Genomic DNA, 11827 nt, shown 5'->3' with positions numbered 1-11827 from the left:
AGGATGCGTTAGCGACGACCGCCGCGGAAGAGTGCTACGAAAGCGACCCAGATGTTCAACAGACCGAGCCCCGAGACGATGCCACGGACCCAGCCCTGAGCGATGAAGGAGGCGAGGGCAGGAAAGTGCAGTATCCAGGAATTCGTCGTCCAAAGGCTGCGCCAGGGCAGCAGCACCACGAGTGCGCCGACATACAAGCGGAGCAGCACGAACAGGCTCAGCTCGAGGATGGCAAGCCAGCGCGGGATGGGGCGTTGGGGCCGCTCGCGCGGCACGGGCGCGATGCCCGCGGGGTCACGGTGCGGGGAGAATAGGTTGCCTTGTTCGGCCATCCACTACCTGCTGTGCAGAGCGCCGGGCCGGCCGCTCGTCAACGTCAATTCCCTCGAACGTGAAGAGCGGCCCGAAGGCCGCTCTGTGACTGACCCTATCACGCAGAGCATGCGCTCGTCAGGAGACGGGCTGCGCGTTGCGGCGGGGCCGGCGGTTCGCTTGGAGCACCTTCTTGCGGAGGCGCAACGACTTTGGTGTGACCTCAACCAGTTCGTCTTCGGCGATGAACTCAATTGCCTGTTCGAGGTTGAGCGCCTTCACGGGCACGAGGCGGATGGCTTCATCCGCGCTCGAGGCACGCATGTTGGTGAGCTTCTTCTCGCGAACAGCATTCACGTCGAGGTCGTTGTCGCGCGAATGCTCGCCGACGATCATGCCTTCGTAGACCTCGATGCCGGGGTTGATGAGCAGCACGCCGCGATCCTGCAGTCCGTCGAGCGCGTAGGCAGTGGTGGTGCCGTTGCGGTCGGCAATGAGAGCGCCGGTGGGGCGCTGCGGGATCTCGCCCTGGTACTGGATGTAACCGTCGAAGAGCGAGTTCATCACGATGGTGCCGCGCGTCTCGGTCAGCATCTCGGAACGGAGGCCGATGAGACCGCGCGAGGGCACGCGGAACTCCATGCGGACGCGACCGGAGCCGTGGTTGGTCATCTTCACCATCTCGCCCTTACGCGGTCCAAGGCGCTCGATCACGGTACCGACAAAGTTCTCGGGCACATCGATGGTGAGGTATTCGACGGGCTCCATCAGCTTGCCGTCGACGGTGCGGGTGACGATCTCAGGCCGACCGACCATGAGCTCGTAGCCTTCGCGGCGCATCATCTCGATGAGAATGGCGAGCTGGAGCTCACCACGGCCGAGCACCTTGAAGCTCTCGGGCGTGCCGGTGTCTTCGACGCGAATGGAGACGTTGGTCAGCAGCTCGCGCTCGAGGCGCTCGCGCAGGTTGCGGCTCGTGACGTACTGGCCTTCGCGACCGGCCATCGGCGAGTTGTTCACCGAGAACTGCATCGCGATGGTGGGCTCGTCGATGATGATCGGCGGCAGTGGCTGCGGGTTCTCGAGGTCGACGATGGTTTCGCCGATGGTGATTCCGGTGACACCAGCGATGGCGACGATGTCGCCGATCTCGGTCGAGGTGATGTCCGTGCGCTTGAGGCCCTCGAAGGAGAAGAGCTTCGTGATCTTGGTCTTCTGCAGCGAGCCATCGCGCTTGGAGATATTGACTTCGTCGCCGGTCTTCAGCGTGCCGTTGAAGACGCGCGCAATGCCGAGGCGGCCGAGGTAGTCGGAGTAGTCGAGGTTCGTGACCTGGATCTGGAGTGCGCCATTCGCATCGCCGGCAGCGGGAGGAAGCGTGGTGAGGATGGTCTCGAACAGCGGCTGCAGGTCGGTGCCGGGGGTGTCGAGCGAGAGCGAGGCCGTGCCCTGCTTCGCATTGGTGTAGAGCACCGGGAAGTCGAGCTGGTCTTCGTGCGCATCGAGGTCGATGAACAGGTCGTAGACCTCGTTGAGGACCTCCTGCGCGCGGGCGTCAGGACGGTCGATCTTGTTGATAACGAGGATCGGCGGAAGCTTGGCTTCAAGGGCCTTCGAGAGGACGTACCGGGTCTGGGGCAGTGGACCTTCGGAGGCGTCGACCAGCAGCATGACGCCATCGACCATCTTGAGGGCGCGCTCGACCTCACCGCCGAAGTCGGCGTGGCCGGGGGTGTCGACGATGTTGATCTTCGAGTCCTTGTAGTGGATCGCGGTGTTCTTGGCGAGGATCGTGATCCCGCGTTCCTTTTCGAGTTCGTTCGAGTCCATGACGCGCTCGATGATCGTCTCGTTGCTGCGGTAGGTACCGGCCTGGCGGAGCAGGGCGTCCACCAGGGTGGTCTTGCCGTGGTCGACGTGGGCGATGATGGCGATATTGCGGATGCTGGACACGATGCGCGTTCTCTCTTATGTGTGGCGGAGGCCGGGCACCCCTCCCCCCCACCCTCCGGTCTTGGAGGTCTGTAAGTCACTCAAATGGAGCGGTTTAGACAGTGTCGCGTGGGTAAGTGTGGCTTTCCCAAGGACTTAGGCGCAAAGACCTCAAACCATAGAGCTTACGAGGTCCTCCGGGCGCGCCGGGGCAGTCTGCTTTTCTTCACCTAATACCAGTGTAGCGGACGTGGATGAAAAACATGCCAACGATCGCGCGAGCTGTTCCCTAAGCGGGCAAGGCGGCGAGATCGAGCAAGATTTCCGTGCCGGGCACTGCGAGCTGCCGGGTGGGCTGCCAGTCGCGAAACTGGCCAGAGCGGCAGACGTAGCCCATGCGATCCGCGGGATCGACGACCCAGATGTGCAGGATACCGAAGCCAACGTAGTCATCGATCTTCTCGCGCATGGCGGCAAAGGAGTCCGAGGGCGAGAGGATCTCGATCGCGATCAGTGGCGGGTGCGTGATGATCTGCTCGTCTGGCGCGTCGGCGCGCAGCACGGTGATGTCGGGAACGCGAAAGCGGGTGGGACTGACCTGGACGCGGAGGGACAGGAGCGCGCACACGCCCGAACGCCGCTCAAGATCCCAGATGCGGCTGGCTAGCTCGACCATCGCGCGTGAGTGCTCACGCTCCCCAACGTTGCGTTCCCGGACCTCACCATCGACGTAGTCGCAGTCGGGGCTGTACGCGGTGTGGAGATAGGTCTCGAGCGGAACCTGGGTTGCGGTCGCCATCGCGATGCTCCTCGCGAAACAAGGATACCAAGCGGTCTACCAAATACTCCGCAGCGTCCAGGCTTGCTGGTCGGCAAGCTTCCACTTGCCCCCCAAGGTGATCGCGACGGCTGGCTCCATGAAGTCCCGCTTGTAGTAACGGACGGTCATGGCCTCGCGGTGGTTAAGGAAGACCTCCGCGACCGAGTGATCCAGGAAGATGTGCAGGTCGAGCGGTCCGCTCGCCAGGCCGGTGATCTCTTTTTCCGGATGCATGGCGCCAATCCGGACGGTGCCCGCCGGGAGCTGCGGATCGGTACGCAGCAGGATGGCGGCGCCCTGCCGGTCAGTGAACGACTGTTCTGTAAAGGGCTGGCCGCCGCTCCCGGCCGGCTGGAGCGTGAGGCGGATCTCCTGCGCGGCGGAGGGCAGGCGGGGAACGGCCGTTCCGGTGCGCGGCGCGGTACGCAGCGAGGTGAGCTGTGGGATGGGCTCCATGAGGAGGCGGCCATCGGCGATCGAGAGGCGGCGGGGCGCCGACATACAGCAGGCCCAGCCGGCGGCTCCGTGCTCGGCGGGGGGACGCGTTTCCGGCAGGAAGGCCCAGAGGATGCGATTGCCAGCGGCGTCGAGCTGCGACTTGGGGGCGTAGTAGGAGCCGTGGTCGAGCAGGCCTTCGCTCTCCGCGACGAAGCGCAGCGCCGCCTGATTGATGGTGCCGATCTGCCACAGAGTGCGGCCCTCGGTCGAGTGGATGAGCACCCACTTGCCGTTGAGCTCGAACAGGTCGGGGCACTCCCACATTTCGCCCGTGTCGACGGGGTTCGCCCCCTGCTTGCCGGACCACTTCCCTTCCGCGAAGGGGTGGAGGTACTGCCAGTGGCTGAGCGCGGCGACCGGGCCGGTGCCGGGTTGCGGGACGGCCTTGTAGAGCAGCGCCGCGCCGCCGACGCCGCGCTGGCCGGAAGCAACGATGCAGTACCACTGGTCTCCGAGCCGGAAGGGGCACGGATCGCGGAAGCCGGTAACCTTCATGCCGGGTGGCGGGACCGGGATGGCGGCCTGCGGCTGCTTGCGCCAGCGGGTGAGGCCAGGATCTTCAGCGACGGCGAGGCACTGCTGCTCCCGCAGATGATCCTGCCCATCACGCAAGGTGACCTGCTCAAGCGGCGCTTCGGTAACACCGGTGTAGAGCGCGGCGACCTGGCCCTCGACGACTGCCGCCGTGCCGGTGAAGACGCCAGCAGCATCGGGGCCACCCGGGGTGGGAGCGATGGCGATGCCTTCACGCTTCCAGTGCACCATGTCCGCGGAGGTGGCGTGGTTCCAGTGCATGTCGCCCCACACGGCGGCGTGCGGGTTGTACTGGAAGAACATGTGGTACCGGCCCTGCCAGTAGATGGGGGCGCAGGGGTCGTTCATCCAGTTGCGCGCGGGCATCAAATGCCACACGGGGCGCATGGGGTCGGCGAGGATTTGCGACTCGGTGAGTGACGTATGCGCAGGCAGCGCGCGGAGGCGGCGGGTGAGCGCGGCACCGGTGGTGAGCGCGAGACCGTGGAGCAGATCGCGTCTTGTGGGCATGAAAACAAACCTCTAGAAGAGCGACGACAGGGTAACGCACGCGGAGCTAAGCTCGCGGTTGGAGGAGATGACGATGGAGAAGACAGGATGGGTGTGGGGTGCTCTGGCGGCGGGATCGCTGGCGTTCTGGGTGAGCACGTGGAAGGTGAGCCGGCGGCGGGGTGGGTTGCGGCGGCGCTAGTCTATCTGCTTCCAGCTTTCGGATGCGAAGCTGCCGATCTCCGTCTCGCGAGTGGTCAGCGCCTCGGTGCATACATCGAGCGCGTGGTAGGCGTCCGCGAAGTTCTGTCGGAAGCGGTCGAGGTCTTCGGCGCTGCGCCAGCGATCTATGGTGATGTAGCGCGTCGCTTCATCCGCGGACGAGAGCAGTTCTGTGCCGAGGTAGCCCGGCGCTCGCTGGAAGAGTTGCGCCCAGAGACCGTCGCCTCGGTAGGCGGCGAGGAACTCAGTCGTCTTCTCGGGTGCGACTTCGAACTGCCACACGATGACGTGCATGGCGACCTAGCGGGCTACATGGCGGTATTCGGGCTTGAAGCCCAGTGCACGGGCGTGGTCGAGGAGGCGGTCGAAGTCGAGCGAGATGGTGGCTCCGGCTTTCTGGGTGACTTCGTCTTCGATGGGCAGGTCGAAGTCGTCAGCGCCGTAGCGCAGGCCGTCGAGCGCGCCGGCATTCTGCGTGAGCACCGAGGTGCGGATGCGCGGAATATTGTCGAGGTAGAGGCGCGAGAGCGCGAGGTGGCGCAGGTATTCCTGCGTGGTGATCTCGATGCCGCCGAGCGTGCTTCCCAGTGCGGTGAAGTACGGCTTGAACGTCCAGCAGAGGAAGCTTTGCAGGCCGCCGCCGATGCCGGCGACCTCGTCCTGAAAGGCGCGGGTGCGGTCGAGGTGTTCGATGCGCTCGTCGAGGGTTTCGTCGAAGCCGATGACCATGGTGGCGGTGGTCTTGAGGCCCGCGTCGAGGATGGCGCGCTGCGCGGCGAAGTATTCGGCCACGGTGTACTTGAACTTGGAGTGGCGGCGGCGAAAGTCTTCAGTGAGGATCTCGGACCCGCCGCCGGTGATCCAGCGCACGCCCGAGGCATGGAACCGTGCGGCTGCGTCGGCGAGTGAGAGCTTCGCGTGATCGGCGAGGTAGAGGAACTCGGCGATGGTGAGCGCGTAGAACTCGAGTGTGTCACCGTAGCGGGCACGAATGGCCGAGAAGAGCTCGCAGTAGTAGTCGAGCGGCAGGTGCGGGTTGAAGCCGCCGTTGAAGGCGGCGAGGTCGCCGCCGAGCGTGAGCAGCTCGTCCAATTTTGAGAACACCGCTTCTCGCGAGAGCACATAGCCGCCGTCCTGGCCGGGCAGCTTGTAGAAGGCGCAGTAGTCGCACTGCGCGACGCAGACGTTGGTGTAGTTGATGATGCGCATCACCATGTAGGTGGCGCGGTCCGCGGGATGAAAGCGGGCACGGACGACGGTGGCGAGCTCACGCATCTCCGCGTCGGTGGCGTGCTGCCAGAGGTGGCGGGCGTCGTCGGGCGTGATGCGCTCGCCGGCGCGGATCTTGTCCGCGATGGTTCCGGTGAACGGATGAGCGAGAGTGGCCACGTCTTTATTGTAGGCGGCGAATGAGGCGGCTGTTGCGGGGGATGAACTTCGCTATCTGGAGGGCGGGGCGGTGACGGTCGTGAACGGCTCGCGTGCCGGGATGAACGCTACGGGCATGCCGGGGAAGAGCGTGCGGAGCCAGCGCGCGCATTCGTCCATGCCGGCCTCTTCGGAGACTTCGTGACCGAGGATGATGAGGGCTTTGTGGCGGCCCTCAGCGTCGGCGTCGACGACGTAGGGAACGGTCTCCCACTCGCGGGATTCGCCGACGACGAGCAACTCCACATCGTTGCGCTCGAGCAGCTTGATCTGGCGGTCGGAGCCGGCAGCGCCGAGCAAAGCGGCAGCGTGTGTGACGCGTAGCTCCGGATTGCCGACGATGCGGATAGAGCGAGCGCCTGTCTTCTGCTGGAGGGTGGCGGCGACCTCACGCACGGTGGCGGACGGCAAGGTGAAGAGCAGCCGATCGGTGCTGCTCTGGTAGGGCTTCCATCCGAACTGGTTGATCATGCCGGTGAGGATGCCGTCGGGTTCGCGCTCGTGCCAGGTGTCGTGAAAGCGCCAGACGACGAGGTGGTGATCGCGGATGTAGGCGAGCTTCTGCTTGAGGACCGGGTCATCGGCGAGGGTGGCCTGCTCGTCGCGATGGTTGTAGAAGGTGGGCTCGTGCGTGATGACGAGGTTCTTGCCGCTAGCGACGGCCTGTTCAAGGACGGGGAAGGTGTCCATGAACGTGGTCGCGATGCCGGTGACGACAGTGCTGGGATCGCCTGCCTTGAGAGTGTCGACTGTGTCCGAAGGCGGCGTGGCGCCGGTGGCCGCGATGACGCGCTGCATGAGCTGCGCGGCGGTGAGCGGCGGCTTCGCGGTCTGTGCAACCGCAGAGAGCGTCGACAGCAGGAGGAGACCGAGGGTAGTGCGGCGATGCGAGGTCATGGCGGCGAGCTCCATCTTTGCACGTGTGGCGCGGATCAGCCGAGGTAGTGCCAGGCGGGGATCATGACGAGGAACTCCGAAGCAAACAGTGCCGTGGCGCCGTACGCGTAGACAGGGTGCAGGCGCCGCGTGACGACGATATCGCGCAGCACGCCAACGAGGATGAATGCATCCGTGCCGAGAAAGAACAGGTGGTTTGGATGGAAGGCTGAAGGAAAGCGCGCGAATGCGGCGTTGGTCAGCACGGCGGTCGCGATGAGCAAGAGGCGGCGGTGGAGCTCCGGCCGTCGCCGCCAGACGATCGCGAGCACAAACGGAATGCCGAAGCCGAGTACGCTGACCCCGCCCACGAAGCGCAGGGCCAGCGGTGCAGCGCTGGCGATGGTGATTGCCGCCAGCCCGATGATGCAAAGAAGGCCATTTGCCGCGCCGAACCAGCCGAGCATGCGATGCAACCGGATCTTACGCGCGCGTATCAGCGCGGACTGCACCACAAAGAAGAGCATCCACGCGAGCAGGATGACGCCATGGAGGGCGAGCCACATCCGGTGCGGACGGTTTGAATGGAGAAGGTTCGGGCCGACGGTACGGCTGAACCCGTAGACCACCACCGCGAGCATAAGGAGCGCGATCCAGAGATAGAACGAGCCGCGAGGCGGCCGGCTTGCAAGCATCCGTGAGTTACCCCGAAACGAGACGAACGGGCCCGAAGAGCAAGCGCTGCGACCACAGGGGAAGTGGAGGCTTGAGTGGTTTGGAACGAACGTATCACGCGCACCCCGACCGGTCGTGGTCCGGCTGGAGGATAGGGGGAGTGCCGCTACTTCGGCTGTTGCGGGGGCGCGGCGGGGAGCTGGCGCAATTGCGCGAGGTTCTGTTGCAGGTGCTTCCACTGGTGGCGCTTCAGGTGGAGGGTGCCGTGCTTCGCGTGATCGAAGAAGTGCTCCACATCCTGACGGATCGCGGGATCGATGGGCTGGGGCTCCCGCTGCTTCGCCGGGTCCGGCGCGGTGGCGACGGCGGCCATGGGCGAGGGGCGGGCGTTGCGGTTGGGCTCCGGTGTGCCGCTGGGTGCGGGTGCCGAGGCGGTGGCCGGTGCGGAGGCGGGGCGAGGCTTCACCAGCAGGGCGAGATAGTCGGCGAAGGTCTGATCCGCGAGCGGGTACTCAGCCGGTGCCGTGGGGCGGCCGGTATCGAGATCGAGCGAGGCGAGGTGCAGCGCGGGCCGGTCGGGCGGCTGGCGGTTGAGCTCGTCCAGATCGTGATCGAAGCGGTCGACGACGTGATCCATGCCGGTGAGAAAGGTCTTCTGGGCGTCGGCGCTGGGCACGCGCAGCGAGAGGTCCTTGAGCGGGCCGACCTTGGGGATGAGGCGCAGCAGGAAGGCGAGGATGCGAGCGCCGGTGCCGGGACGCTGATAGCTGTCGCCGAAGCTCTTTTCGTAATCAGCGCGATTGAGCCGGTAGATCAGCTTACGCGGCACAAAGGTGGGCTCGGCCTGTGCCATCTTTTTGCCGTAATCGGTGACGGCGACCTGGGTCATCTTGGGCAGGAGCACGCTGATCGTCTTGCGATAGGTGCCGATGGCGAGGTCCTCATGCGGCAGCACCTGCTTGAGCGGGACGCCGTAGGTATCGGCGAAGGCGCGCTCGAAGACGGGCTTCGCGACAAGGAAGCCGATGAAGTCGTGGTAGGCCTCGGGTGCATAGCGCTGCTGGGTGACCTCGAGCACGTCGAAGCCGAACTCGGTCTGGAGGTGGGCGCGCGGATCCTGGTCGTAGAGGACCTGCTCGCCGTAGCGCGCGCGGAGCTTGGGGTACTCGTTCGAAGTGGCGTGGTTGACGGCGGGATGACCGAGCGTGTCCGACGTGTAGTGGGCGAGCGCGCCGAGGGCGAAGGCGTATTCGTTGGGGTTCTGCGCCTCGCGCAGGAGGTTGTCGACGAAGTCGCCGGATCGAACGTAGTGGAGCAGGTCGGACAGCATGTGGCTGCCGAAGGGGTAGTAGCCGATGTCCTGAATGATGGCGCCGCCGTAGGCGTAGGCGTGCGCCTCCTTGATCTGCTCGGGGGTGATGTTGGGGTAGCGGCGGCGCAGCACGGGGACGATGTGGTCCTTCCAGGCGAGGTCGACGACCTGCTCATGGGACAGGACGGAATAGGCGCGCGCTGGCGGGGCCGGAGCGAGCAGCAGCAGCAAAAGGGCGGAGCCGATGAGTTTCCGGCTGGCGTTGAGGGCTCGGGTCATGTCCGGAGACTCTGATGCAGGGATGGCGAGGGGTGCGAGGATTTTTCTTTGCCGGGGAGGATGGCTGAGGGGTGGGAGCGACGAAATCTCTCAGCCGAGACAGGAGCAAAGTGTTTGGGCGGCCCGGCAGCAACATTTATGCTCAGGAGCAAGCGCCCACGTTGCCGCTGCCCACCGATACAAAACACAGACACAGAGGAGCTCGATGGCAAACGAACAGCGGAATTTTCTTTCCCTTCCCTACGAGGAGCTGGAGGAGTTGAACCTGAAGGCGAAGGACCAGCGGCGCAACCGTGTGGCCGCCGACAAGATCCGCGAGGAACGGCTGAAGTACCTGACAGACGAGAAGCGCATCAAGGCAGTGACGGTGCTGTTCAGCGATCTGGAGGGACGCCTCCACATGCTGGACTACGACAAGAAGTTTCTGATGAAGAGCTGGGACAACCTGACGTTCGACGGCTCGTCGATCCGCGGGTTTACGGCACAGCGCGAGAGCGACCTGCGGCTGTCACTGGACTGGAGCGCGTTCTACTGGGTGCCGGAAGACTACTTCGGCGGCGGCAAGGTGCTGGTGTTTGCCGAGGTGATCGACAAGGGCGGCGCGCCATACTCTGCCGATGTGCGGGGCGTGCTGAAGAGCTTCGCGCAGGAGCGGTTCGACAAGGACGGCTACACGCTGAACGCGGCAAACGAGATTGAAGGCTTCCTGTTCGAAGGTGTAGACGCGGAGCGGAACTTCTACCAGAAGCAGCGCTTCGAATACGTGAACACGGGCGGCTACTATCACTCGTTGCCGGGCGATCCGCTGCGCACCTTCATCGACACAGCGGCCGAGGTGCAGCGCGCGCTCGGCTTCGAGAACGAGAAGGACCACCCCGAAGTGGCGCCGTCGCAGTTCGAGATCAACTACAGCTACGGCGAGGTGGTGGCCGCGGCAGACCAGATCCAGCTCTATAAGCTGATCTGCCGCCAGGTGGCGACCCGCATGGGCTTTACCGCGAGCTTTCTGCCGAAGCCGGTGGTGGGCGTGAACGGCAGCGGCATGCACACGAACCTGTCGATCAGCAAAGGCGGCAAGAACCTGATGTGGGATGCGCAGGGCGAGGAGAAGCTGAGCGGGTTCGCGTGGGGCTTCATCGATCGCGTGCTGACGCACGGCAACGACATCTGCCTGTTGCTGAATGCGAGTGTGAATGCGTATCGCCGGCTGGATCCGCACTTCGAGGCGCCGAACCAGATCAAGGCATCGGCGGTGGATCGCGGCTCGATGGTGCGCGTGCCGATCGGCAACGAGAAGAGCTCGCGCGTCGAGGTGCGGTCGGTGAGTCCGGATGCGAATCCGTACCTGGTGCTGTATTCGATCTTCAAGACCGGGCTCGATGGCGACACGTCGAAGATTGCGAACCTGCGCCAGGCAGAGCGCTATCTGCCGGACAACATCTACTCGGCGCTGGAGGACTTCCGCAATGCAACGTGGACGACCAAGCTGCTGGGCGAGGATGTGAAGGCGCGCTACGCCGACCTGAAGCAGGCGGCGGCGGACCGTTGCCCACGGCTGCTCGGCACGTTTGTGAAGGTGCCGGAGGTGCAGTACCACCACGATGTCTACAACCAGTTCCTGTGGAACATGTTCTAGAGCGCGGCAAACACGGTGGGACAGGAGCGGAGGGGATACCCTCCGCTCTTTTTTCGTTAGAGCGCGTGTTTAGATCGCGGCGATGGCGTGCGTGAGGGAGATCCACCAGGCCCAGTGAACCACGAGGTAGGAGAGCATGCCGCTTGCGGTGTAGAGCCCGCCTGCGATGAGGTAGGGAGCGCGGATGCGGCCGCGGCGAGCGTCGTCGGCAATCAGGACCACGTAGATCAGCGAGCCGATGGCGAGGGCGACCAGCAGATTGCGCGGGAAGCTGTGCATGAAGGGGAAGATGAACAGCCCGCGCGCGATTGCCGGCGGCAAGAAGAACACCACGGTGGAGGACATGTAGCGGGCGTGAAGTTCGACGTCGCGCGCATAGACGATGGCGAGAGCGACGAGTATGGGCAGTGTTAGCAGCTCGGCCAGATCCTCGAAGGCCAGCTGGGTGACGATGGGGGCTGGCAGTGAGCTCGCCTGCAGCATGGAATGCACCATGAAGCAGCCGCACACTACGATGGCGGGCAGAAGACCGTAGACGCCGGCGCGCCCGATCTTCCGGTGGAGGGCGAGCTTGCCCTGCCGGTATAGAAGTGACTGCACTGCCAACATCACGATCCATCCGGCCATGAGTGCGCCATGAAGGTGGTGCAGCAACGGCTCTGTGCGCAGCACCATGAAATAGGTGTGCGAGAAGCCGATCCACGTGACCACGATGGCAGCCAGAAAATACCAGTGTGCGTGTGGATAGAGCGAGGTGGTGCGCGCTCGGGGCGGAGCGAGGGTCGAGGTCGCCAAAGGAGGTCACCTTTTTTTT

The 11827-nt window shown here is 64.6% G+C and carries 11 protein-coding genes; 1 reads left to right on the top strand and 10 read right to left on the bottom strand.

Annotated elements, in window-relative coordinates; genetic code table 11:
• Positions 1–8: 8 nt before the first annotated feature.
• The 9 genes from AC5IJH_RS01030 to AC5IJH_RS00990 form a co-directional block, all read right to left on the bottom strand.
• A complete protein-coding gene (locus AC5IJH_RS01030) occupies positions 9–332 on the bottom strand; it encodes a hypothetical protein (RefSeq protein ID WP_491900927.1) in 324 nt (107 codons plus the stop codon).
• 118 nt (positions 333–450) lie between these two features.
• Positions 451–2268, bottom strand: coding sequence for a translational GTPase TypA (gene typA, locus AC5IJH_RS01025; RefSeq protein WP_491901079.1), 1818 nt, complete (start codon positions 2266–2268; stop codon positions 451–453).
• Positions 2269–2533: 265 nt separating this feature from the next.
• Positions 2534–3043, bottom strand: coding sequence for a Uma2 family endonuclease (locus AC5IJH_RS01020; protein WP_491900926.1), 510 nt, complete (start codon positions 3041–3043; stop codon positions 2534–2536).
• A 36-nt stretch (positions 3044–3079) separates the two neighbouring features.
• Positions 3080–4606 (bottom strand): glycoside hydrolase family 32 protein, encoded by a 1527-nt coding sequence (locus AC5IJH_RS01015; RefSeq protein ID WP_491900925.1) that lies wholly within the window; start codon positions 4604–4606, stop codon positions 3080–3082.
• A gap of 177 nt (positions 4607–4783) precedes the next feature.
• Positions 4784–5101, bottom strand: coding sequence for an antibiotic biosynthesis monooxygenase family protein (locus tag AC5IJH_RS01010; protein ID WP_491900924.1), 318 nt, complete (start codon positions 5099–5101; stop codon positions 4784–4786).
• A gap of 6 nt (positions 5102–5107) precedes the next feature.
• On the bottom strand, positions 5108–6196 hold the full coding sequence (locus AC5IJH_RS01005; protein ID WP_491900923.1) for a radical SAM protein: 1089 nt from the start codon (positions 6194–6196) through the stop codon (positions 5108–5110).
• A 51-nt stretch (positions 6197–6247) separates the two neighbouring features.
• Positions 6248–7132, bottom strand: coding sequence for a Nif3-like dinuclear metal center hexameric protein (locus AC5IJH_RS01000; protein ID WP_491900922.1), 885 nt, complete (start codon positions 7130–7132; stop codon positions 6248–6250).
• A 35-nt stretch (positions 7133–7167) separates the two neighbouring features.
• On the bottom strand, positions 7168–7806 hold the full coding sequence (locus AC5IJH_RS00995; protein WP_491900921.1) for a hypothetical protein: 639 nt from the start codon (positions 7804–7806) through the stop codon (positions 7168–7170).
• 146 nt (positions 7807–7952) lie between these two features.
• Positions 7953–9377 carry a zinc dependent phospholipase C family protein gene (locus AC5IJH_RS00990; protein WP_491900920.1) on the bottom strand — a complete coding sequence of 475 codons (1425 nt, stop codon included), beginning with the start codon at positions 9375–9377 and terminating at the stop codon, positions 7953–7955.
• Between the two features lie 205 nt (positions 9378–9582).
• Here AC5IJH_RS00990 and AC5IJH_RS00985 point away from each other — a divergent pair, with 205 nt between their 5' ends.
• Positions 9583–11013 (top strand): glutamine synthetase family protein, encoded by a 1431-nt coding sequence (locus AC5IJH_RS00985; protein WP_491900919.1) that lies wholly within the window; start codon positions 9583–9585, stop codon positions 11011–11013.
• A 69-nt stretch (positions 11014–11082) separates the two neighbouring features.
• Here the strand turns inward: AC5IJH_RS00985 and AC5IJH_RS00980 are convergent, their stop codons facing one another.
• Positions 11083–11808: a hypothetical protein gene (locus AC5IJH_RS00980; protein WP_491900918.1), complete on the bottom strand. Its 726-nt coding sequence runs from the start codon at positions 11806–11808 to the stop codon at positions 11083–11085.
• Positions 11809–11827: the final 19 nt, after the last annotated feature.

This window comes from Candidatus Dedyshia acidiphila, assembly GCF_051025295.1.
GTDB lineage: Bacteria > Acidobacteriota > Terriglobia > Terriglobales > Acidobacteriaceae > KBS-83.
Note: the sequence above shows the minus strand (reverse complement) of the source record. Positions and strands in the feature narration are given on the sequence as shown.